This window comes from Streptomyces sp. MMS24-W38, assembly GCF_059889265.1.
The window spans coordinates 1,589,821-1,613,530 of record NZ_JCBCPP010000001.1 but is presented as its reverse complement, the minus strand read 5'-3'; the positions used below and the strand labels follow the sequence as shown (position 1 = coordinate 1,613,530).

Genomic DNA, 23,710 nt, shown 5'->3' with positions numbered 1-23,710 from the left:
GAAGATGCGGAACTCTTCCGATGTGGCCGACCCGCCTGGGAGACGAAGGTGGAGGCATCGCGGAAAGCGATGTCCGACCCCCACTCTCCGAGGGATCACACCATGTACGAGTACGAGATCCACAAGTACCGTTCCACCGAGCTCATCCGCGAGGCAGAGCAGGATCATCAGGCCCGCGAGGCCGTCCGTCTCGAGCGCGCCGCCCGCCGCGGAGCCGCCGCGCGGGGCGCCGAGCCCGAGAGCCATAGCCGCGGCCCACGCCGGCACCGGTTCGCCCGAGCCGTATGAACACCGAGGTGAGCAGAGGGATCCGGCCCGCTCCCGTCGCCGACGGGCGTCGTCCGGTGGTGCTCCACGCGGTGAAAACCGGTGCCGCGATGTCGGACCCTCGTGCGATGCTCGGGGCCGTGGAGACCAGGTCCGTCAGTCCCGTGTTCGTCGGTCGTGCCGGTGAACTCGACGCGTTGAACACCACGCTCGCCCGCGCCACCGAAGGCGCGGGCGATCCGCAGGCGTTGCTCATCGGGGGAGAGGCCGGTGTCGGGAAGACCCGCCTCGTCGAGGAGTTCGCCGCCGAGGCCCGCCGCCGGGGCGCGGTCGTCGCGCTCGGCGGCTGCGTCGAGATCGGCGCCGACGGACTGCCCTTCGCCCCCTTCTCCACCGCCCTACGACAGCTGCGCCGCGAACTGCCCGACCAACTCGCCGCCGCGGCCGCCGGGCAGGAGGAGGAACTGGCCCGCCTGCTGCCCGAACTCGGCACCGTCGCCCCCGAGGCCCGGCGCGACGAACAGGGCATGGCCCGCCTCTTCGAACTCACCGCCCGCCTGTTGGAGCGCGTCGCCGCCGAGCACACCGTCGTCCTCGCCCTGGAGGACCTGCACTGGGCGGACGCCTCCACCCGGCATCTGCTCTCCTACCTCTTCCGCACCCTGCGCACCGGCCGCCTCGTCGTCCTCGCCACCTACCGCTCCGACGACATCCACCGCCGTCACCCGCTGCGCCCCCTCCTCGCCGAACTCGACCGGCTCCGCACGGTCCACCGCATCGAACTCCGCCGTTTCAACCGCGAGGAGGTCGGCCGTCAGATCGCCGGCATCCTCGCCCGGGAACCCGAACCGGACCGCGTCGACGAGATCTTCGAACGCTCCGACGGCAACGCCTTCTTCGTCGAGGAGCTCGCCGTCGCCTCCCACGAGGGCTGCCGCACCGGTCTCACCGACTCCCTGCGCGATCTGCTCCTGGTCAGGGTCGAGCGGCTGCCGGAGAGCGCCCAGCAGGTGGTCCGGTTCGTCGCCGAGGGCGGCTCCACCGTCGAGTACCGGCTGCTGGCCGCCGTCGCCCGGCTCGCCGAGGACGACCTCCTCGACGCGCTGCGCTCGACGGTGAACGCCAGCATCCTCACGCCCGCGCCCGACCGCGACGGCTACCGTTTCCGCCACTCCCTGGTCCGCGAGGCCGTCAGCGACGACCTGCTGCCCGGCGAACGCTCCCGCCTCAACCGCCGCTACGCCGAGGCCCTGGAGGCCGACCCCACGCCCGTGCCCGCCGACGAGCGGGTGACGCGCCTGGCCAGCTACTGGTACCACGCCCACGACGCGGCCAAAGCGCTGCCCGCCGTCCTCGACGCCTCCGTCGAGGCCCGTAGGCGCCACGCCTACTCCGAGCAACTGGGCCTGCTGGAAAGGGCGATGGAACTGTGGGACGCCGTCCCCGACGGCTTGCGGGCCACCCTGCGCCCCGCCGACTACGCCGCGATCTACCCTTCCCCACTGCCTGAAGGGCGTGGGGGGACCCCCAGCGGCAGCGACCCCGAGACCACCCCCCTGCGCTACCTCGACCTGATGGCCGAGGCCGCCGTCGCCGGACGGCTCTGCGGGGAACGCGAACGTGCCATGAAGATCACCAAGCGGGCGCTGCGCGTCCTCGAGGAGGAACCGGACCCGCTGCGCGCCGCCTGGTTCTGGGTGCAGCGCTCCCGGCTGACCACGTCCCTCTCCCGGGGCGACGGCTGGACCGAACTCGGCTTCGCCCAGGACCTGGTGCGCGGCCTGCCGCCCTCCGAAGTGCATGCCGAGGTGCTCGCCTCCGCCGCCGGCTGGTCCATGCTGCACGAACCGGGCCCCGACGCCATGGCGGCCGCCGAACGGGCCGTCGAGTACGCGCGCATGGTCGGCGCCCACGACATCGAACTCAACGCCCGGCTCACCCTGGGGGGCCTCATGGTCGACGCCGGCGCCATCGACGCCGGCCTCGCCGAGATGTACGAGGTCAAGGAGCGGGCGACCGAACTGGGTGTGGACACGGTGGTGGGCCGCAGCCACATCAACCTGCCCTCCGTCCTCGAAGGCATCGGCCGCTCGGAGGAGGCGGCCGGACTCCTGCGCGAAGGCGTGCGGGTCACCCGCAGGCTCGGGCTGCTGGACGCGGAGGGCTGGGTGTGGGGCAACCTCGCCGAGTCCCTCCACTCCCTCGGCCGCTGGGACGAGGCGGCCGAGGCCGCAGCCGGCGCCCAGCACCTGGAGCAGAGCGCCAAGCCGCGGGCCGGGGCCTGGGTACGGCTGGCCCATCTCGCCCTCGACCGGGGCGACCTGGCCACCGCGCACCGTCATCTCGGCGCGGCCCGCGCCTCCTTCGGCACCCACGACTCCATGCCGCAGTACTCCCTGCCGATGGCCTGGGTCGCCGTCGGGACGGCCGCCGCCGAGGGCCGTCTCGCCGACGCCCGAACCGAACTGCTCACCGCTCTCGGCGACTTCGACTCGGGGTTCCCACCCGGCACCCAGCGCTACGGCTGGCCGCTGCTGCTCGCCGCCGCGACCGCCGAGGCCGACGCCCACGGAGACCCGGCCACCGAACCGGATCGCCCGCGGATCCTCGGACGCCTCCGCACGGCGGCCAAGAGCCTGGCGACCGGCGTGCCGCTGTGGCAGGCGTACGAGGTGTGGCTGCGCGCCGAACTGCTGCGCGCCGAGGGCCGGTCGGTGCCGGGGGAGTGGGCCGCCGCCGTCGCCGCGCTGGAACCGCTGGAGCGGCCCTACGACCTCGCGCGGGTCCGCTTCCGGCTCGCCGAGGCGCTGCTCGCCTCCGGGGCGGGCGAGGACGAGCGCGCCCGCGCCACGGAGCTGCTGCGGCTGTCCGGAGCCGTCGCCGAGCATCTCGGAGCCGCCCCGCTGGCCCGGTCGGTCGCCCTGCTGGCCCGGCGCGCCCGCATCACACCGGCCCCCGCCGCCCGTGAGTCCGCCCCGGCGCCCACGGATCCGGCCGACGCCCTCGGCCTCACCGGCCGGGAACGCGACGTGCTGCGCCTGGTGGCCGCCGGCCACACCAACCGCCGCATCGCCGAGCAGCTGTTCATCTCACCGAAGACGGCCAGCGTCCACGTGTCCAACATCCTCGCCAAACTGGGTGTCTCCGGCCGGGGCGAGGCGGCGGCACTGGCCCATCGCCTGGACCTCTTCCCGGCCGAGACCGACCGGCAGGCCGCGGGATAATGGGTGCCACGCCCACGCGGCCCTGAAAGGGGGGGAGCGATGTTCAATTTCTTCGAGGAACTGTTCGCACCCGGCCGCAAACACACCCACGACGAGCAGAAGCGGCTGGAGCTGACCCGGGAGGACGTCGGCGACGCCGACCCCGGACGCGGCCCGATAGACCTCGCCTCCGGAAAGGTCGTCGTACGCCCGTCACCGGCCCACCCCGAACCGGAACCGAACGAGGGGCCTCAGGACCTGTCCGGCGGATCATGCCGCAGACACGGGATCCGGGACGCCCTACCCCAAGCTCTTCGAGCAGGGGCCCCAGCGGCGTTGTCGTCGGTTGCCGACTCCCCCACTCTCGACTTCTCCCCCACTCTCGACTTCGCTCGAGCGGGAGGGACCCCCGTGAGCGGGAGGGACCCCCATTGCCCCCGCTCGCCCGCGCTGACAAGGCGCCGTCGATCTCCTGCTACCTGATCCGCCGGACAAGTACTAGCTCACCCGCACCTCCAGGATGCGGTCGTCGCCCTTCTTCGGGGTGAGGCGGCCGTCCGTGTTGCTGGTGACCAGCCACAGCTTGTCGCCGCCGGCCGACGCCACCGTGCGCAGCCGGCCGTACTCGCCCTCGAGGAAGGCCTGCGGGTCCGCCGAGACCTCCGTTCCCTTGAGCGGGATCCGCCACAGGCGCTCGCCGCGCAGGCCCGCCATCCAGATCGACCCCTCGGCGTACGCGATGCCGCTGGGGGAGGCCTCGTCCGTCCTCCACTGGGCTACCGGATTGTGGAAGCCGCCGTGGTCGGACGAGCCCTCGGCCTCGGGCCAGCCGTAGTTGTCACCGGGCTTGATCGCGTTCAGCTCGTCCCAGGTGTCCTGGCCGAACTCCGAGGCGAACAGGCGCTGTTTGCCGTCCCAGGCCAGGCCCTGCACATTGCGGTGGCCGTACGAGTACACCGGGGAGTCGGGGAACGGGTTGCCCGGTGCCGGCTCACCTTCCGGGGTCAGTCGAAGGATCTTGCCGCCCAGGGATTCCTTGTCCTGGGAGAGTCCGGTGTCCCCGCTCTCGCCCGTGCCCACATACAGCATCTTGTCCGGACCGAACGCGATCCGCCCGCCGTTGTGGACCACGCCCTTGGGGATGCCCCGGAAGACGGTGTCGGGTGCGCCCAACTGCTGACCCGCGGGCTTCTTCTCGTCGTAGATCATGCGGACGATGCGGTTGTCCGAGGCCGAGGTGAAGTAGGCGTAGACCATGTGGTCCGAGGCGAACTCCGGGGAGAGCGCGATGCCGAGCAGACCGCCCTCGCCGGACGGCGCCACCCCCGGCACCTCGCCCAGCTCGGACTTCTCGCCCGTCTTCGTGTCGACCCGGGTGATCGTCGCCTCGTCCCGGGAGGACACCAACAGATCGCCGTCGGCCAGGGGCGCGAGACCCCAGGGGGTGTTCAGGTTCTCGGTGACCGTGCGGAGCACCTTCACCGAGCCCTTCGCCGGGGGTGTCTCCTCGGCGCCGCGCTCCGCAGGCGAGGACTGCCCCGTCGCACGGCTCGACGGGGTGTCGCCTCCACCCGACGCTCCTCCGTCGCCGGAGGAACAGCCGGCCGTCAGCAGAAGTGCGGCGGCGGCCAGCACGGCCGTAACGGCTCGATGGTGCACGATCTTGTCCCTTCGACGCGGCAGGTTCTACCTGTCATACCCCGCTCGCGCCTCACAGGTTCCCGATCACGCGAGTCCGAATCGTCGATCACCGCGCAGCCCTGTCTCAGCCCCGGCCCCGGTCCGGCCTCGGCCCCCGGCCCAGTCCCGCCTCAGTCCCACGACCCCTGCGCCGCGGGCAGCGCCGCGATCTCCGCCAGGTCCGTTTCCGTCAGGCGCAGCTCCGCCGCCCCGGCGTTCTCGGCGACCCACCGCTCCCGCTTGGCGCCCGGCACCGGGACCACCTGCCCGCCCAGGGACAACACCCAGGCCAGAGCCACCTGCGCCGGGGTGACGTCCTCACCGTGCCGACGGGCGATACGGCGCAGGCCGACCACGATCGGCTGGTTCGCGGCCATCATCTCGGCCGTGAAGCGCGGGTGCCGGGCGCGCAGATCGTCCGCCTCGAATCCCTCACCCGGTGTCAGCGTTCCGGTCAGGAAGCCGTTGCCGAGCGGCATCGCGGCCAGGAAGCCCACACCGCGTGCCCCGCACCACGGCAGCAGCGCCTCCACCGCCTCCGGCGACCACACCGAAAGCTCCGCCTGCACCGCGCTCACCGGGAAGACCTGCTGCACCCGCTCCAGCTGCCGGATCGTCGTGTCGTGCAGCCGCGCCCCCGGCCGCCGCGCCGACCGCGCGCCGACCGCGCAGAGCCCCAGCGCCCGTACCTTTCCGGCCCGGACGAGATCGGCCATCGCGCCCCAGGTCTCCTCGACCGGCACCTCCGGGTCCGCGCGGTGCAGCTGGTAGAGATCGATGACGTCCGTCTGGAGCCGACGCAGGGACGCGTCACAGGCTCTTCTCACGTATCCGGGGCGGCCGTTGGCCACGATGTGCTGATCGCCCACCAGCAGACCGACCTTCGTCGACACGAAGGCGTCGGCACGCCGCTCCTTCAACACCCGCCCCAACAGCAGCTCGTTGGTGAACGGGCCGTACATGTCGGCCGTGTCCAGCAGCGTCGAGCCCAGGTCGAGTGCCCGGTGCACCGCCCTGAGCGAGTCCTCGCCGCGCTGCCGCGAGGTGCTGTAGGCCCAGCTCATCGGCATGCATCCGAGTCCGACGGCCCCCACCGCGAGCGCCGTCGCGCCGATCGTCCTGCGCTCCACCTGGTCGTGACCCTCCCTCTCCCGGCCACCAACCTAACCTCTGCCGCCGTACGCCCCTGACATAGCCTCCTGGCCATGACTGCTGACGTATGGCTTCCCCTCCCGCCGGACGAGATCGAGGGCCTTCCCGAGGGGCCCGAATACCGCTTCTGGGACGGCGCCGAGGACTTCCCCGCCGACCCGGCCGACTGCGTGTTCTACGTCGTGCCGTACATGAAGCCCAGCGAGGTCGGGGTGCGCCCGCTGCCGCTGATGAGCTCCGTCCGGGTCGTGCAGACCCTGTCCGCCGGCATCGACCACGTGCAGCCGGGTCTGCGGCACCTGCGCCCCGGCGTGCGGCTGTGCAACGCGCGGGGTGTGCACGAGGCGAGCACGGCGGAGCTGACGCTCGCCCTGATCCTGGCCTCGCTGCGCGGCCTGCCCGATTTCGTGCGGGCGCAGGACAAGGGGGAGTGGCTCGGGGGATTCCGGCTCGCGCTCGCCGACCGGAACGTGCTCATCGTGGGGTACGGATCGATCGGCGCGGCGATCGAGGACCGGCTCGCCCCGTTCGAGCTCGCGCGGGTGGCGCGCGTTGCGCGCTCCGAGCGCACCACGGCGCGCGGCCCGGTGCATCCGTTCACCGAACTGCCCTCGCTGCTGCCGGAGGCGGACGTCGTCGTCCTCGCCACCCCGCTGACCGAGTCCACCCGGCACCTCGTGGACGCCGGCTTCCTGGCCCGGATGAAGGACGGCGCCCTGCTCGTGAACGTGGCGCGGGGGCCCGTCGTCGACACCTCGGCCCTGCTCACCGAGGTGGAGAGCGGCCGTATCACCGCGGCCCTCGACGTCACCGATCCCGAACCCCTTCCCGCGGAACATCCCCTGTGGCGGGCGCCGGGCGTCCTCATCAGCCCGCACGCCGGCGGACCCACCTCCGCCTTCCGGCCGCGTGCCGAGCGGTTGCTGGTGGACCAGTTGAACCGTTTCCTGAACCAGGAGGAGCTCCGCAACGTGATCCTGGTGACGGGGGCGGCAAGCGCGTAGTCCGCTTCGAGCACGGTCCGCGACCGTTCGGGTGCGATGGGTGCTCACGCGTCGGGTGATCGTTACGGAGAGTAGAGAAGCTATGTCCCTGAGTGACGAGACTGGTGTATCGTCCCGACAGGGGCTGCGCCGCCGACCGATCGGCGCGGGGGATTGACATTGCGGACTGTGAGGGGGGCGACGGGCGATGCACGGCCTATGGACGAGCGATCCGACGCGACGGAGCCGCCGTCGGCGACCCTGGCGCACGACTGCGCGCCGCCGGGGTCACCGCGGCGAGTGGCCGCCCCGCCCCGCGCCCCGGAACCCGGGGGGCGTGGAGGTGTCGCGGCATCCGAGGAACGTGGAGGCAGCGCGGACCGGGAGGGACCGGTGAGTGCGCCGGCCTCCACGTCCACGCTAGAGGGGACGGTGCGGACGCAGTCCGCCCCGGGAGTGACGCCGGCCCGCCCGACGGCCGTGGACCGCCGGGCGGGCCTGGTCCCGCAGCTCGTCCTGGCCTTCGTCTGCGCGGTCTATGCCATCGGGGCCGCGCTCGGTTGGGGATCGGACCGACTCGCTCTGGTCATGGGTGACTTCGGGCTGAGCGCCGCCGCGGCCGCGGCGGCCGTGTCCTGCTTCCTCTACGCGCGCGGCCGCCGCGTCAGCTTCCGGCCCGCCTGGTTGCTGTTCGGCATCTCCTCCGCCATGGCGTCCCTGGGCAACCTGGTCTGGGGGTGGTACGAGGTCGTTCTCGGGCTGCCCGTGCCCAGCCCCAGCTACGCGGACCTGTTCTTCCTGTGCTTCGCGCCCCCCGCCATCGTCGGGCTGCTGGTACTCGCCAAACGGCCCGTGACCAAGGCCGGCTGGGTCTGTCTGGGGCTGGACGCCTGGCTGATCGGCGGCTCCCTGCTGACCCTCGCCTGGAGCCTCGCGCTCGCCCAGGCCGCGCAGGTCGGCGGTGAGGACGTGGCGCACACCGCGCTGTCGCTGGCCTATCCGCTGCTCGACATCGCGCTGGTCAGCATGGTGCTCGCCCTGCACTTCCGGCGGTCGGCGGTGAACCGCTCCGCGGTCAACACCGCGATCGGCGCGCTCGCGCTCACCGTGATGTGCGACGCCGTGTTCACCTCCCCGCTGCTGCACGACACCTACCGCTCGGGACAGCTGCTCGACGCGGGCTGGTTCGCCGGCTCGCTGCTCCTGGCGTACGCACCCTGGACCGGATCGAGGGGCGACCGGTCCGAGGACGAGGGGCACACGCGCGTGGTGCGCGAGCACCTGCCCGGACAGCGCGGCGGACCCGGCCACCACCATCTCCCCGGACCCGGCGGTGAGCACGGCCGTTATCCGGTCTCCCGGCCCATCGCCGGTTCCCTCGCCGCGCTCACCCCGTACCTCGCCGCGGCGGTGTGCACCCTGGGCATCCTCTACACCGTCCTCAACGGCCGCAGCGTCGACCGCGTGGTCCTGCTCACCGGTGGCACCGTGGTGCTCGCACTCGTCGTGCGCCAGGGCATCATGCTGCTCGACAACATCACCCTCACCCAGGAACTGGCGTACAAGGAGAACCACTTCCGCTCCCTGGTGCAGGGCTCCAGCGACGTCATCATGATCGCCGCCCCCAGCGGCGTGCTCCGCTACGTCTCCCCGGCCGCCGCCGGGGTGTACGGCCGTCCCGCGGAGGAGCTGGTGGGTACGGAACTGGCCCAGCTCATCCACCCGGAGGACCTGGGCTGCGTCGTGCACGAGGTGCGCCGTTTCCTCTCCGCCAGCCCCGTCGAGGAACCCACCACGCGCATCGAGTGCCGTTTCCGCTCCGGCGGCGGGGGCACCTCCCGCTCAGGGAGGTCCCCCCGCTCGAGCGAAGCCGAGAGTGGGGGAGAAGCCGAGAGTGGGGGAGGCTGGCTGAACGTGGAGTCGACCGTCAACCGGCACCACGGCGGCCTCATCTTCAACAGCCGGGACGTCACCGAGAGAGTGCGCCTGCAGGCGCAGCTCCAGCACAACGCCGAACACGACCCACTGACCGACCTGCCCAACCGCGCCCTGTTCACCCGGCGCGTCCAGCAGGCCCTGTCCGGCCGCCGCGCCTCCGACCGGGGTGCCGCCCTCAGGGGCACGGCCGTGCTCTTCATCGACCTCGACGGCTTCAAGGCCGTCAACGACACCATCGGCCACCAGGCCGGGGACGAGCTGCTCATCCACGCCGCCCGCAGACTCCGGGACGCGGTCCGCAAGGGCGACACCGCCTCCCGGCTGGGCGGCGACGAGTTCGCCGCCCTGATCGTGGGCGACGGAGCCCGTGACCGGGAGGCCCGCGAGCGGCACATCCTGGAGCTCGCCGACCGCCTCAGAGTGACCCTGTCCCAGCCCTACCTCATCGACGGCAACGATGTCCGGGTCAACGCCTCCATCGGTGTGGCCTTCGCCGAACCGGCCCTCGGCGCGGGTGAACTGCTGCGCAACGCGGACCTCGCCATGTACCGGGCCAAGGCCGGCGGCAAGGGCCGGGTGGAGCTGTACCGGCCGCAGATGCAGCAGGACGTCGTCCGCAGGGCGGAGCTGGCCACCCGGCTGCGCGCCGCGCTGCACGACGGGGAGTTCGCGCTGCTGCACCAGCCGGTGGTGTCCCTGGAGGACGGCAGGATCACCTCGGTCTGCGCGCAGGCGCGCTGGCGTTCCGCGCAGGGGGTGCTGTTCACCCCCGCGGAGTTCCTGCGTGTCGCCGAGGACAGCGAGAAGACCGCCGAGCTGGGCCGCTGGTTGCTGGAGGAGGCGGTCGAGCAGGCCGCCGAACGGCAGGCGACGGGGGTGTCGGTACCCGTGGCCGTCCGGCTCGGCGCCCGCAGGCTGCTGGACCGCTCACTGCCGCTCAGCTCGATCGAGGCCCTGCTCACCCGGCACGGACTGCCCTCCGGCTCGCTGGTCGTCGAGGTGGCCGAAACCGACCCGCGGGTCTGCCTGGACGAGCTGGAGCGCCGCCTGACCGCCCTCAGGCGCGTCGGCGTCCGCATCGCCCTGGACGGCTTCGGCGACGGCTACGCGGCGATTACCGCCCTCAGGCGGCTCCCCGTCGACGTGCTCAAACTCGACCGCAGCCTGGTCGAGGGCGTGGTCGAGTCCGCGCGGCTGCACAAGATCACCAGCGGACTGCTGCGGATCGCCGGCGACCTCGGGATGCAGTCCGTGGCCGACGGGGTGGACCTGCCCGAGCAGGTCGTCGCCCTCCGCGCGATGGGGTGCACGCACGGGCAGGGCATGGCCTTCTCCGGCCCCCTGGACGAGTACCGGCTGCGCAGGGCGCTCGGCGCCGGTCACTGTCCGATGCCGCACGGGCCGGCCGAACCCGCGTTCGCGGGCGGCGGCTCCGGCGGGTACACGTCGGGGGTGGCCACCATGCTCAGAGGCGGCACGACTCTACGCTCACATGATGAGACGCCCGTCCCACCCACTTGACAGTCGGTGCACGTCGGGGGGAGGGTCAATGCCATGCGCACCCGAATTCTCGTACTTGGAAAGCGCGTCGGCTGACGCTGAGCATCGACTGCTCGGCGCCCCCGCCCGGCGCGCTCCCCTCGATTGCCTTTTGGCACGAGGGGTTTTTTGTTGCACCAGCACCTGCCGCACCGCCCGCACACACCTCGCAAGAACCCTCAGCATCGAGAAGAGAAGCCGATGACCGAGCAGGCCACCGGGGCCCATCCGCAGCCGCGGCCCCGATCCGGAGGACAGCAGTCCGCCCCCGAGAGCGTCACGGGCGCGCAGTCCCTCATTCGCTCTCTCGAGGAGGTCGGCGCCGACACGGTATTCGGCATCCCCGGCGGTGCGATCCTTCCCGCCTACGACCCGCTGATGGACTCCACCCGGGTGCGTCACGTCTTGGTCCGCCACGAGCAGGGCGCCGGCCACGCGGCCACGGGGTACGCGCAGGCCACCGGCAAGGTGGGCGTCTGCATGGCGACCTCGGGCCCCGGCGCCACCAACCTGGTCACCCCGATCGCCGACGCGCACATGGACTCCGTGCCGCTGGTCGCGATCACCGGCCAGGTCGCCTCCAAGGCGATCGGCACGGATGCCTTCCAGGAAGCGGACATCGTCGGCATCACCATGCCGATCACCAAGCACAACTTCCTGGTCACCAAGGCCGAGGACATCCCCCGGGTGATCGCGCAGGCCTTCCACATCGCCGCCACCGGCCGCCCCGGCCCGGTGCTGGTGGACATCGCCAAGGACGCCCTCCAGGCGCGCACCACCTTCTCCTGGCCGCCCACCATGAACCTGCCCGGCTACCGGCCCGTCACCAAGCCGCACGCCAAGCAGATCCGCGAGGCGGCCAAGCTGATCACCTCCGCGAAGCGGCCGGTCCTCTACGTCGGCGGCGGTGTCATCAAGGCCCGCGCCACGGCCGAGCTGAAGGTCCTCGCGGAACTCACCGGTGCTCCCGTCACCACCACCCTGATGGGACTCGGCGCATTCCCCGACAGCCACCCGCTGCACGTGGGAATGCCGGGCATGCACGGTGCGGTCACCGCCGTCACCGCGCTGCAGAAGGCAGACCTGATCGTCGCCCTCGGAGCCCGCTTCGACGACCGCGTCACCGGCAAGCTGGACAGCTTCGCCCCGTACGCCAGGATCGTCCACGCCGACATCGACCCGGCCGAGATCGGCAAGAACCGCGCCGCCGACGTGCCGATCGTCGGTGACGCCCGCGAGGTCCTCGCCGACCTCGTCCAGGCCGTCCAGAAGGAGCACGCCGAGGGCCACTGGGGCGAGGCCGCCAGGTCGCGGTATGCGGCCTGGTGGAAGGACCTGAGCCGCTGGCGCGACACCTACCCCCTGGGCTACGACCAGCCCGAGGACGGTTCGCTCTCCCCGCAGCAGGTCATCGAGCGCATCGGACAGCTGGCGCCCGAGGACACGATCTTCGCCGCGGGCGTCGGCCAGCACCAGATGTGGGCCGCGCACTTCATCCAGTACGAGAAGCCCGCCACCTGGCTGAACTCCGGCGGCGCCGGGACCATGGGCTACGCCGTCCCGGCGGCCATGGGCGCCAAGGCCGGACAGCCCGGCCGGGCCGTCTGGGCGATCGACGGCGACGGCTGCTTCCAGATGACCAACCAGGAACTCACCACCTGCGCCCTGAACAACATCCCGATCAAGGTCGCCGTCATCAACAACGGCGCTCTCGGGATGGTCCGCCAGTGGCAGACCCTGTTCTACAACCAGCGGTACTCCAACACCGTGCTGGGCTCCGGCCCCGTCGAGACGAACAACGCCCCCACCGGCCTGAACGGCGGCTCCGCCGTGGGACCGGCCACGCAGCGGAGCGTGGGCACCCGCGTCCCCGACTTCGTCAAGCTGTCGGAGGCCATGGGCTGCCACGCGATCCGCTGCGAGGACCCGGCGGACCTCGACAAGGTCATCGAGGAGGCGAACTCGATCAACGACCGCCCGGTCGTCGTCGACTTCATCGTCCACCAGGACGCCATGGTGTGGCCGATGGTCGCCGCCGGCACCTCCAACGACGAGATCATGGCCGCCCGCGACGTCCGCCCCGACTTCGGCGACAACGAAGACGACTGAGCGAGAGAGACCCAAGAGATCATGTCCAAGCACACGCTCTCCGTCCTGGTGGAGAACACCCCCGGCATCCTGGCCCGGATCGCCGCGCTGTTCTCCCGCCGCGGCTTCAACATCGACTCGCTCGCCGTCGGCGTCACCGAGCACCCCGACATCTCCCGCATCACCATCGTGGTGAGCGTCGAGGAGTTCCCGCTGGAGCAGGTGACCAAGCAGCTCAACAAGCTCGTCAACGTTCTGAAGATCGTCGAACTCGAGCCGTCGCAGGCCGTCCAGCGCGAACTCGTCCTGGTGAAGGTGCGCGCCGACAACGAGACGCGTTCCCAGATCGTCGAGATCGTCCAGCTGTTCCGCGCCAAGACCGTGGACGTCTCCCCGGAGGCCGTCACCATCGAGGCCACCGGCAGCAGCGACAAGCTGTCCGCCATGCTCAAGATGCTGGAACCGTTCGGCATCAAGGAGCTGGTCCAGTCCGGGACGATCGCGATCGGACGCGGTGCCCGTTCGATCACCGACCGGTCGCTGCGCGCTCTCGACCGGTCGGCGTAAGACGGAACGGGGCGGTCGGCGACACTCCCGGCCGCCCGTATTCCGAGACCCCGAAACTTCCCGTCCCCTCACCGTCATACGGTGGGACGTGACACCCGCACACAAGGAGAGAACCCAAAGTGGCCGAGCTGTTCTACGACGCCGACGCCGACCTGTCCATCATCCAGGGCCGCAAGGTCGCGGTCATCGGTTACGGCAGCCAGGGCCACGCCCACGCCCTGTCGCTCCGTGACTCGGGTGTCGACGTCCGTGTCGGTCTGCACGAGAGCTCCAAGTCCAAGGCCAAGGCCGAGGAGCAGGGCCTGCGCGTGGTGACCCCGTCCGAGGCCGCCGCCGAGGCCGACGTCATCATGATCCTGGTCCCGGACCCGATCCAGGCCCAGGTCTACGAGGAGCACATCAAGGACAACCTGAAGGACGGCGACGCCCTGTTCTTCGGTCACGGCCTGAACATCCGCTACGGCTTCATCAAGCCCCCGGCCGGCGTGGACGTCTGCATGGTCGCCCCCAAGGGCCCGGGCCACCTGGTGCGCCGCCAGTACGAGGAGGGCCGCGGCGTTCCCTGCATCGCCGCCGTCGAGCAGGACGCCACGGGCAACGCCTTCGCGCTGGCCCTGTCGTACGCCAAGGGCATCGGCGGCACCCGCGCCGGCGTCATCAAGACCACCTTCACCGAGGAGACCGAGACCGACCTGTTCGGTGAGCAGGCCGTCCTCTGCGGTGGCACCGCGGCACTGGTCAAGGCGGGCTTCGAGACGCTGACCGAGGCGGGCTACCAGCCGGAGATCGCATACTTCGAGTGCCTGCACGAGCTGAAGCTGATCGTCGACCTCATGTACGAGGGCGGCCTGGAGAAGATGCGCTGGTCGATCTCCGAGACCGCCGAGTGGGGCGACTACGTCACCGGCCCGCGGATCATCACCGACGCCACCAAGGCCGAGATGAAGAAGGTCCTCGCCGAGATCCAGGACGGCACCTTCGCCCAGCAGTGGATGGACGAGTACCACGGCGGTCTGAAGAAGTACAACGAGTACAAGAAGCAGGACTCCGAGCACCTCCTGGAGACCACCGGCAAGGAGCTGCGCAAGCTGATGAGCTGGGTCAACGAAGACGCGTGAGCCGAGCACTCCGCGACGGCGCCGTGCCCGGGCCGCCCCGGCCCCGCCGACGCCGTCGCGGAGACTTCGCCCCACACCCCCGTATCTCCAAAGCCACAGGGGCTGGATTCTTCGTCGGCAGGCCTGCCCGGCCACTTCCGGATGATCCTTCCGCAGTGACGCAGGACGATGCCCCGGCGCCACTACACTGCTGAGACATACGCGTCAGGCCCACAGCGTCGTGCGTCTTCCACGCGGCTAAGCGACACCGAGGAATGCAGGCCACCCCGGCGCCGCTCCCCTCCACCGCATGCGGCCGTCGGGACGGCCGTCCTCCCCCGTAGCGCCACCCGCGCACGGGCGGTGCCCCCATGGACATGTGAGGACTCACGTGAGCTCGAAACCTGTCGTACTCATCGCCGAAGAGCTGTCGCCCGCGACCGTGGACGCGCTCGGCCCGGACTTCGAGATCCGCCACTGCAACGGCGCGGACCGGGCGGAGCTCCTGTCCGCCGTCGCCACCGTGGACGCGATCCTGATCCGTTCCGCCACCAAGGTCGACGCCGAGGCCATCGCCGCCGCGAAGAAGCTCAAGGTCGTCGCGCGGGCCGGCGTCGGCCTGGACAACGTCGACGTCTCCGCCGCCACCAAGGCGGGCGTGATGGTGGTCAACGCCCCCACCTCGAACATCGTGACCGCCGCGGAACTCGCCTGCGGTCTGATCGTCGCCACCGCGCGCAACATTCCGCAGGCCAACGCCGCGCTGAAGAACCACGAGTGGAAGCGCAGCAAGTACACGGGCGTCGAGCTCGCCGAGAAGACCCTCGGAGTCGTGGGGCTGGGGCGGATCGGCGCCCTCGTCGCGCAGCGCATGTCCGCCTTCGGCATGAAGATCGTCGCCTACGACCCCTACGTGCAGCCCGCGCGGGCCGCACAGATGGGCGTGAAGGTGCTGTCGCTGGACGAGCTGCTCCAGGTCTCCGACTTCATCACCGTCCACCTGCCCAAGACCCCCGAGACGCTCGGCCTGATCGGCGACGAGGCGCTGCGCAAGGTCAAGCCGGGCGTGCGCGTCATCAACGCCGCGCGCGGCGGCATCGTCGACGAGGAGGCGCTGTACGCGGCGCTCAAGGAGGGCCGCGTCGCCGGCGCCGGCCTCGACGTGTACGCCAAGGAGCCCTGCACGGACTCCCCGCTCTTCGAGTTCGACCAGGTCGTGTGCACCCCGCACCTCGGTGCCTCCACCGACGAGGCCCAGGAGAAGGCCGGCATCGCCGTCGCCCGCTCGGTGCGCCTCGCGCTCGCCGGTGAGCTGGTCCCGGACGCGGTGAACGTGCAGGGCGGGGTCATCGCCGAGGACGTCAAGCCGGGCCTGCCGCTCGCCGAGCGCCTGGGCCGGATCTTCACCGCGCTCGCCGGTGAGGTCGCGGTGCGCCTCGACGTCGAGGTGTACGGCGAGATCACCCAGCACGACGTGAAGGTACTGGAGCTCTCCGCACTCAAGGGCGTCTTCGAGGACGTCGTCGACGAGACGGTGTCCTATGTGAACGCGCCCCTGTTCGCCCAGGAGCGGGGCGTCGAGGTGCGGCTGACCACCAGCTCCGAGTCGGCCGACCACCGCAACGTGGTCACCGTGCGCGGCACCCTCGCCGACGGCGAGGAGATCGCGGTCTCCGGCACGCTGGCCGGACACAAGAACGTCCAGAAGATCGTCGCGGTCGGCGACTACGACGTGGACCTCGCGCTCGCGGACCACATGGCCGTGCTCCGCTACGAGGACCGTCCGGGTGTCGTCGGCACCGTGGGCCGGATCTTCGGCGAGGCGGGCATCAACATCGCCGGCATGCAGGTCGCGCGCGCGGCGGTCGGCGGCGAGGCCCTCGCGGTCCTGACGGTCGACGACACGGTCCCCTCCGCGGTGCTGGCCGAGGTCGCGGCGGAGATCGGCGCGACGTCCGCCCGCTCGGTGGAGCTGGTCTGATCCCCCCGCCCCCGGGTCCCCGTTCGGACTGAAAGGCGCCGGGCGGCCGAGAACGTTCTCGGCCGCCCGGCGCCTTTCCCGTCGGCCGGGTGAACGAGACCGTCACCCGGCACCGACGCGCCTCCCGGTGATCACAGGCGGTGCGCCTTCAGCGCCATGTGCAGCAGGAGCCGGTCCTCGCCGTCGTCCAGGTCGAGGCCGGTGAGCTGCTCGACGCGGGACAGGCGGTAGTACAGGGTCTGCCGGTGGACGCCCAGTTCGGCGGCCGTGCGGCCGGCCTGGCCCGCGCAGTCGAGATAGGTCTCGGCGGTGCGGGCGAGTTCCCGGTGTGCCGGGGCGAGCAGCGGGCCGACGACGGGGTCGTGGGCGGCCCGCGCGGGGAGCGCGGTCAGGAGCCGGTAGGGGCCGATCGAGGTCCACCGGGCCGCCGGGCCGAGCCGGGGCTCGGCCAGGGCGGCGCGGGCCGCCGCCGATGCCTCGTCCCAGGCGACGTCGAGTTCGGCGAGGCCGGAGCGGGGCGCGGCGATCCCGGCGGCCACGGCGGGACCGGAACGGCCGCCTTGGCCCTCCCGCGCGCCGACCGCCCCGTCCCGGTGTCCGGGGCCGCTCCCGTGCGCCCGTTCCAGGAGCCGCGAGGCGGCAGTCGTCGCCGGGGTCAGCACGTCGGACGCGCGCAGCCGCAGCAGCAGCGCCAGCGACACGTCCGAGGCCCCCCACGGCAGGGTGCACAGCGCCGTCGCGCCCGGCACCGTACGGACCGACGGGGCGTCCTCGGGGTCGGCGGAGGGCCACGGGGCCACACAGACCATGGTGTGCGGGCCGTCGGCGCGGCCACCGAGGGCGGTACGGAGTTCGGCGACCGCCATGTCGCGCTGCCAGTCGCGTTCCGCACTGAGGACGGCCCGCAGCTCGCGGGTCAGGTCTGCGCCGTGCTGCGCCTCGTCGGCGAGCAGCGCCCCGATCCGGGCCGCCACACCCATGGCCGCGCTCAGCTGCCCCTCGGAGGGGCCCGGGTCGTAGTCCAGCAGCCAGACGTAGCCGAGGACGACACCCTTGTGGCGTACCGGCAGGCAGATACGACCCCGGTGCACGCCGGCCTCCGGGGTTCTCGGGACCCGGACCGGACCGGTCGCGCGGGTGATGCCGAAACCCTCGAACCAGGCCCGGACGGCGGCCGTCGAGCGACGGGTGAGGATCGAGCGGGTCCGCACCGGGTCCAGCACGGACGGATCGAGGTCGCCCTCGCTGTCGTACGCGCCGAAGGCGATCAGCTCGAAGTCACGGTTCTCCAGGGTCGCCGGAGCGCCGAGCAGCTCCGAGATCTCGTCCACCAGCTCCTGGTACTCGCCCCTGCGTTCCGACGTCACCCCCGCATTGTCCCGCAGAACCGCGCGGCCTTCATACAACTGTCTGAGATCGACGGCACGGATGCGTGACAGCTGTCGATGGCTCACGCTCGAAGGAATCCCTAGGTTTCACGGTGGTTCTCCGTGCCGTACCCGAAACGTCGGGCAGCGGCCGTCTCGCAGCTTGTGGAGGTGCCCGTGCTGGGTCCCGTGATTCTCGCCGCGTCGCGCAGCGACCGGATGCGACGCCTGGTCTCGGCGGCCCCGGTGACCAAGCAGGTCGTCGACCGTTTCATCCCCGGGGAGACCGTCGACGAGATCCTGCCCGTCATCCAGGGGCTCACCGGCAGCGGTCTCGAACTGACCATGGACGTCGTCGGCGAGGACATCACGACCCCCGGCCAGGCATCCGCCGCCCGCGACGCCTACCTGGAACTGGTCCGCAGGCTCGCGCCGCTGGAGCTCGGCACCCGCGCCGAGATGTCGGTGAAGCTGTCGATGTTCGGCCAGGCGCTCCCCGGCGGCCATGAACTGGCGCTCGCCAACGTCCGCCCGGTCGTCGAGGCCGCCGCCGCGATCGGCACCACCGTCACCCTCGACGCCGAGGACCACACCACCCTCGACTCGATGTTCGCCATCCACGAGGAGCTGCGGAAGGACTTCCCGCAGACCGGCTGCGTCATCCAGGCCTACCTCTTCCGCACCGAGGCCGACGCGCGCCGCCTCGCCGCCGACGGCAGTCGCGTACGGTTGGTGAAGGGCGCCTACAAGGAGCCCGCCGAGGTCGCCTACCAGCAGAAGCACGAGATCGACAAGGCGTACGTGCGCGTCCTGCGGACCCTGATGGAGGGCGAGGGGTACCCGATGATCGGGTCCCACGACCCGCGTCTGATCTCCATCGCCCAGGAGCTGGCGCGCGGCGCCGGACGCAAGACCGACGAGTACGAGTTCCAGATGCTCTACGGCATCCGCGGCGACGAGCACCTGCGCCTGGCCGCCGAAGGCCACCGCATGCGGGTCTACACGGCCTACGGCACCGACTGGTACGGCTACTTCATGCGCCGTCTGGCGGAGAAGCCGGCGAACCTGCGCTTCTTCCTGCGCTCGATGGTCAGCAAGGGCTGAGCCCGAGCACCACCGCTCACCCACTCACCGCTCAAGTCAAGGAGTACGGAAACAATGGACGCTGTGACCCAGGTCCCCACGCCCGTCAACGAGCCGGTGCACGGCTACGCCCCCGGCTCGGCCGAACGCGCCCGGCTGGAGGCCAAGCTCAAGGAACTGGCCGACAACCCGGTCGACCTTCCCTGCACCATCGGCGGCGAGAAGAGGATGGGCGGCGGCGAGCGCTTCGACGTCGTGCAGCCGCACAACCACAAGGCACGTCTTGGCACCTACGCCAACGCCACCCGGCAGGACGCCCAGGACGCGATCGACGCCGCCCTGGCCGCCGCCCCCGCCTGGCGCGCGATGTCCTTCGACGACCGCGCGGCGATCATCCTGCGCGCCGCCGAACTGCTCTCGGGCCCCTGGCGCGAGACCATCGCCGCCTCCACCATGCTGGGCCAGTCCAAGACCGCCCAGCAGGCCGAGATCGACAGCCCCTGCGAGCTGATCGACTTCTGGCGGTTCAACGTCCACTACGCGCGCGGCATCCTGGCCGAGCAGCCCCCGGCCAACTCGCCGGGCGTGTGGAACCGCATGGACCACCGCCCGCTGGAGGGCTTCGTCTACGCGATCACGCCGTTCAACTTCAGTGCGATCGCCGCCAACCTGCCCACCGCGCCCGCGCTGATGGGCAACGTCGTGGTCTGGAAGCCCTCCCCGACCCAGACCCACGCCGCCGTGCTGCTGATGCGGCTGCTGGAGGAGGCCGGACTGCCCAAGGGCGTCATCAACCTCGTCACCGGTGACGGCATCGAGGTCTCCGAGGTCGCGCTCGAGCACCGGGACCTGGCGGGCATTCACTTCACGGGCTCGACCAAGACCTTCCAGCACCTGTGGAAGACGGTCGGCAACAACATCGAGAAGTACCGCACCTACCCGCGGCTGGTCGGTGAGACCGGCGGCAAGGACTTCGTCGTCGCCCACCCGTCGGCCGACCGCGCGATCCTCAAGACGGCGCTGACCCGCGGTGCCTTCGAGTACCAGGGCCAGAAGTGCTCGGCGACCTCCCGCGCGTACATCCCGGCGTCCATCTGGAACTCCGGGTTCAAGGAGGAGTTCGCGGCCGAGGTCGACGGCATCAAGATGGGTGACGTCACCGACCTGTCCAACTTCATCGGCGCCGTCATCGACGAGCGGTCCTTCGCCAAGAACAAGGCCGCGATCGACCGCGCCAACGAGGACCCGTCCTGCACGATCGTCGCGGGCGGCAGCTACGACGACTCCGTCGGCTACTTCGTCCGTCCGACCGTCGTCGAGTGCGACGACCCGGACAACGAGGTCTTCCGCACCGAGTACTTCGGTCCGTTCCTCGCCGTGCACGTCTACGACGACAGCTCAGCCGAGAAGTACGACGAGATGCTGACCCAGATGGAGGCGGTGTCCGACTACGCGCTGACCGGCTCGGTCATCGCGAACGACCGCGCGGCCGCCGCGTACACGATGGAGAAGCTGCGCTACGCGGCCGGCAACTTCTACATCAACGACAAGTCGACCGGTGCCGTCGTCGGCCAGCAGCCCTTCGGCGGCGGTCGCGCCTCCGGCACCAACGACAAGGCCGGCGCCCCGCAGAACCTGATGCGCTGGACCCTGACCCGTGCCATCAAGGAGACGCTGGTCCCGCCGACCGACTACACGTACCCGCACATGGGCTGACGCCCCCCGGCACCGGGGCCTTCGTACCCGCTGCCGCTGCCCCGTCGGACGGGCCAGGTCGTACGGACCTGGCCCGTCCGGCGTTTTCGCAGGTCGCGGGGGTGTGACGTGGTCCACTGTCTCAGATAGTAGGAAGTCCGAGTAATTGTGCAGACAGATGCCCCGCACGCCCTTAGTTTTGTAGGAGCCGAACGTCTCGCTCGACCAAGCGAACGGCGGTCGTGAGCCGGGCCCCGTGCAGGCAATCCCTGCGGCCCCCGCTCCCCGCCCCTTCCGGTGACGCGTTTCCCCTCCGCATTCCCGTCTCACCAGGCTTGTCGAAGGAGTCGATTCCCATGCCCGAGACCGCTGTCCGCCGCCGCGTCCGCCACGCCTCCCGTACGAGCGAGTCCGACCGCAAGAACGCCGCGGCCGCCCTCCAGCGTGCCCTCGACCGCCGGGACAACGGCGGTTCGACCGGCCACTGAGCCGCTCCGGGCGGTCCCGGTCGGCGATCCCCTCATGCGGGTGTCCGCATCCCGGACGGCTCGTGTCAGAGCATGGGACGAGGAGTAGGGTGCCCGCATGTCTCGCAGCATCAATCTCGCAGTGATCCCCGGTGACGGCATCGGCCAGGAGGTCGTGACCGAAGGTCTCAAGGTCCTCTCCGCCGTCCTTCCGCAGGATGTGAAGCTGGAGACCAGGGAGTACGACTTCGGCGCGCGGCGTTACCACGCCACCGGTGAGACCCTCACCGACGCCGACCTCGACGCGCTGAAGCAGCACGACGCCATCCTGCTCGGTGCCATCGGCGATCCGAGCGTCCCCTCCGGGGTTCTGGAGCGCGGCTTCCTGCTCAAGCTCCGCTTCGCCTTCGACCACCACGTCAACCTGCGGCCGTCGAAGCTCCTGCCGGGTGTGTCCACGCCGCTCGCGGGGCAGCCGGAGATCGACTTCGTCGTGGTCCGGGAGGGCACCGAGGGCCCGTACACCGGCAACGGCGGCACCATCCGCAAGGGCACCGAGCACGAGGTCGCCACCGAGGTCTCCGTCAACACGGCCTACGGTGTCGAGCGTGTCGTGCGTGACGCCTTCGCCCGCGCCCAGGCCCGCCCGCGCAAGAAGCTCACGCTGGTCCACAAGAACAACGTGCTGACCTTCGCCGGCCACCTGTGGACGAACGTCTTCAACAAGGTGGCCGCGGAGCACCCCGAGGTCACCACCGACTACATCCACGTCGACGCCGCGACGATCTACCTCGTCACCCAGCCCGAGCGTTTCGACGTGATCGTCACCGACAACCTCTTCGGTGACATCATCACCGACCTCGCCGCGGCCGTCTCCGGCGGCATCGGCGTCGCCGCGAGCGGGAACATCAACCCGTCCGGCGAGTTCCCGTCGATGTTCGAGCCCGTGCACGGCTCGGCCCCGGACATCGCCGGCCAGGGCAAGGCGGACCCGAGCGCCACGGTTCTCTCCGTCGCCCTCCTCCTGCGCCACCTCGGCCACGACGCCGAGGCGGCCCGCATCGAGGAAGCCGTCTCCGCCGACCTCGCGGAGCGCGGAGATCTACCCGCGCGCAGCACCTCCGAGATCGGCGACGCGCTCGCCGTACGCGTAGCCGGCTGACCGGGCGCGCGCACTCGACACCATTCGAAGCCGCCGGTCGCAACCGCCCGGCGGCTTCCCCATGTCCCCGCCGGGTGCCACCATCGACCACCGGGCCGCATTCACCCCGTGTTCCCTCCGCCGCAGCCCCCGGGCGATAATCGAACTCGGGGCCGCGGAATGAGGGAATGCTCGGACGTCCTACCACTGGCCACCGGCCGTACGGGCGTGAGCGCGGCCCGTCACTACAACCGGTGAAGGACAACCACTCATGACGACGCCCACGATCGAGCTCAAGCCCTCCGCCCACCCCCTCTCGGACGCCGAGCGAGAGGCGATCCTGGCCGACCCGGGGTTCGGCCGTCACTTCACCGACCACATGGTGACGATCAAGTGGACCGAGGGCCGGGGCTGGCACGACGGACAGCTCGTCCCCTACGCGCCGATCCCCATCGACCCGGCGACCCACGTCCTGCACTACGCGCAGGAGATCTTCGAGGGCCTGAAGGCCTACCGCAGGCCCGACGGGTCCGTCGCCACCTTCCGCCCGGAGAAGAACGCCGAGCGTTTCCAGCGCTCCGCCCGCCGCCTCGCGATGCCCGAGCTGCCGGTCGAGACGTTCCTCGAGGCGTGCGACGCGCTGGTCGGGCAGGACAAGGCGTGGGTGCCGGCGCACGGCGGTGAGGAATCCCTCTACCTGCGCCCCTTCATGATCGCCACCGAGGTCGGCCTGGGCGTCAAGCCTGCCAACGAGTACCTGTTCCTGGTGATCGCCTCCCCGGCCGGCGCCTACTTCCCCGGTGGTGTGAAGCCGGTCTCCATCTGGGTCTCCGAGGACCGCGTCCGCGCCGTCCCCGGCGGCATGGGCGACGCGAAGACCGGCGGCAACTACGCCGCCTCGCTGCTCGCCCAGGCGGAGGCCGCGGCCAAGGGCTGCGACCAGGTCTGCTACCTCGACGCCGTGGAGCACAGCTGGGTCGAGGAGCTCGGCGGCATGAACCTGTACTTCGTGTACGGCGACAAGATCGTCACACCGGCCCTCACCGGCTCCATCCTGGAGGGCGTCACCCGTGACTCCCTGCTGAGCGTCGCCCGCGACCTCGGCTACGAGGCCGTCGAGGAGCGGGTCTCGGTCGACCAGTGGCAGCGCGACTCCGAGAACGGCACCCTCACCGAGGTGTTCGCCTGCGGCACCGCGGCCGTCATCACTCCCGTCGGCACCGTCAAGCGGGCCGGTGGCGAGTGGCAGCAGAGCGGCGGCGAGCCCGGCGAGGTCACCCTGCGCCTGCGCCAGGCCCTGCTCGACATCCAGCGCGGCACGGCCGAGGACAAGCAGGGCTGGATGCACCCCCTGGGCTGACGCCCGTCCGCCCCGGCAGGGCCGCCCGGACCACCGTCCGCGGCGGCCCGCTCGCGGCGGCGGCCCGTTCGGCAGGGGCGGTTCGTCCGATCGCCGAAGGGC

The 23,710-nt window shown here is 71.2% G+C and carries 16 protein-coding genes and 1 pseudogene; 14 read left to right on the top strand and 3 right to left on the bottom strand.

Translation table 11 applies throughout. The features are described 5' to 3' along the window. The first annotated feature begins 102 nt into the window (after positions 1 to 102). From AC6F7H_RS05970 to AC6F7H_RS05960, 3 genes and pseudogenes are all read left to right on the top strand, one after another. The gene (locus AC6F7H_RS05970; protein WP_500755673.1) at positions 103 to 288 is read left to right on the top strand and encodes a hypothetical protein; all 186 of its coding nucleotides are present in this window, start codon (positions 103 to 105) and stop codon (positions 286 to 288) included. A gap of 107 nt (positions 289 to 395) precedes the next feature. After that, positions 396 to 3,491 carry a helix-turn-helix transcriptional regulator gene (locus AC6F7H_RS05965; protein WP_500761674.1) on the top strand — a complete coding sequence of 1,032 codons (3,096 nt, stop codon included), beginning with the start codon at positions 396 to 398 and terminating at the stop codon, positions 3,489 to 3,491. Positions 3,492 to 3,530: 39 nt separating this feature from the next. Continuing rightward, positions 3,531 to 3,725: pseudogene (locus AC6F7H_RS05960) on the top strand (DUF6191 domain-containing protein); the annotation flags it as partial. 243 nt (positions 3,726 to 3,968) lie between these two features. Here AC6F7H_RS05960 and AC6F7H_RS05955 read toward each other — a convergent pair. Continuing rightward, entirely contained in the window at positions 3,969 to 5,129 is a 1,161-nt protein-coding gene (locus AC6F7H_RS05955; RefSeq protein WP_500755671.1) for a PQQ-dependent sugar dehydrogenase, read from the bottom strand. Positions 5,130 to 5,281: 152 nt separating this feature from the next. Then, a complete protein-coding gene (locus AC6F7H_RS05950) occupies positions 5,282 to 6,280 on the bottom strand; it encodes an aldo/keto reductase (RefSeq protein ID WP_500755670.1) in 999 nt (332 codons plus the stop codon). Between the two features lie 75 nt (positions 6,281 to 6,355). Between AC6F7H_RS05950 and AC6F7H_RS05945 the strand changes: the two genes are divergently transcribed. From AC6F7H_RS05945 to serA, 6 genes are all read left to right on the top strand, one after another. Beyond that, entirely contained in the window at positions 6,356 to 7,306 is a 951-nt protein-coding gene (locus AC6F7H_RS05945) for a 2-hydroxyacid dehydrogenase (RefSeq protein WP_500755669.1), read from the top strand. A gap of 372 nt (positions 7,307 to 7,678) precedes the next feature. Next, positions 7,679 to 10,744: a putative bifunctional diguanylate cyclase/phosphodiesterase gene (locus AC6F7H_RS05940; protein WP_500755668.1), complete on the top strand. Its 3,066-nt coding sequence runs from the start codon at positions 7,679 to 7,681 to the stop codon at positions 10,742 to 10,744. Positions 10,745 to 10,963: 219 nt separating this feature from the next. After that, positions 10,964 to 12,871 carry an acetolactate synthase large subunit gene (locus AC6F7H_RS05935; RefSeq protein WP_500755666.1) on the top strand — a complete coding sequence of 636 codons (1,908 nt, stop codon included), beginning with the start codon at positions 10,964 to 10,966 and terminating at the stop codon, positions 12,869 to 12,871. Positions 12,872 to 12,892: 21 nt separating this feature from the next. Next, the gene (ilvN, locus tag AC6F7H_RS05930; protein ID WP_202276102.1) at positions 12,893 to 13,417 is read left to right on the top strand and encodes an acetolactate synthase small subunit; all 525 of its coding nucleotides are present in this window, start codon (positions 12,893 to 12,895) and stop codon (positions 13,415 to 13,417) included. Positions 13,418 to 13,536: 119 nt separating this feature from the next. Continuing rightward, positions 13,537 to 14,535 carry a ketol-acid reductoisomerase gene (gene ilvC / locus AC6F7H_RS05925; protein WP_500755665.1) on the top strand — a complete coding sequence of 333 codons (999 nt, stop codon included), beginning with the start codon at positions 13,537 to 13,539 and terminating at the stop codon, positions 14,533 to 14,535. 370 nt (positions 14,536 to 14,905) lie between these two features. Beyond that, entirely contained in the window at positions 14,906 to 16,495 is a 1,590-nt protein-coding gene (gene serA / locus AC6F7H_RS05920; protein WP_500755663.1) for a phosphoglycerate dehydrogenase, read from the top strand. Between the two features lie 131 nt (positions 16,496 to 16,626). Here the strand turns inward: serA and AC6F7H_RS05915 are convergent, their stop codons facing one another. Beyond that, positions 16,627 to 17,862, bottom strand: coding sequence for a PucR family transcriptional regulator (locus AC6F7H_RS05915; RefSeq protein ID WP_500755662.1), 1,236 nt, complete (start codon positions 17,860 to 17,862; stop codon positions 16,627 to 16,629). A gap of 177 nt (positions 17,863 to 18,039) precedes the next feature. On the opposite strand from AC6F7H_RS05915, the gene AC6F7H_RS05910 reads away from it, so the two are divergent. The 5 genes from AC6F7H_RS05910 (at position 18,040) to AC6F7H_RS05890 (ending at position 23,608) form a co-directional block, all read left to right on the top strand. After that, complete coding sequence (locus tag AC6F7H_RS05910; RefSeq protein ID WP_500755661.1) at positions 18,040 to 18,966, top strand: proline dehydrogenase family protein; 927 nt, start codon at positions 18,040 to 18,042, stop codon at positions 18,964 to 18,966. A gap of 54 nt (positions 18,967 to 19,020) precedes the next feature. Beyond that, positions 19,021 to 20,661 carry an L-glutamate gamma-semialdehyde dehydrogenase gene (gene pruA / locus AC6F7H_RS05905; RefSeq protein WP_500755659.1) on the top strand — a complete coding sequence of 547 codons (1,641 nt, stop codon included), beginning with the start codon at positions 19,021 to 19,023 and terminating at the stop codon, positions 20,659 to 20,661. A 335-nt stretch (positions 20,662 to 20,996) separates the two neighbouring features. Further along, positions 20,997 to 21,128, top strand: a complete 132-nt coding sequence (locus tag AC6F7H_RS05900) for a hypothetical protein (RefSeq protein ID WP_272932900.1) — start codon at positions 20,997 to 20,999, stop codon at positions 21,126 to 21,128. A 97-nt stretch (positions 21,129 to 21,225) separates the two neighbouring features. Next, positions 21,226 to 22,269, top strand: coding sequence for a 3-isopropylmalate dehydrogenase (locus AC6F7H_RS05895; RefSeq protein WP_500755658.1), 1,044 nt, complete (start codon positions 21,226 to 21,228; stop codon positions 22,267 to 22,269). Positions 22,270 to 22,519: 250 nt separating this feature from the next. Beyond that, positions 22,520 to 23,608: a branched-chain amino acid aminotransferase gene (locus AC6F7H_RS05890; protein ID WP_500755656.1), complete on the top strand. Its 1,089-nt coding sequence runs from the start codon at positions 22,520 to 22,522 to the stop codon at positions 23,606 to 23,608. The last annotated feature ends 102 nt before the right edge of the window (positions 23,609 to 23,710 follow it).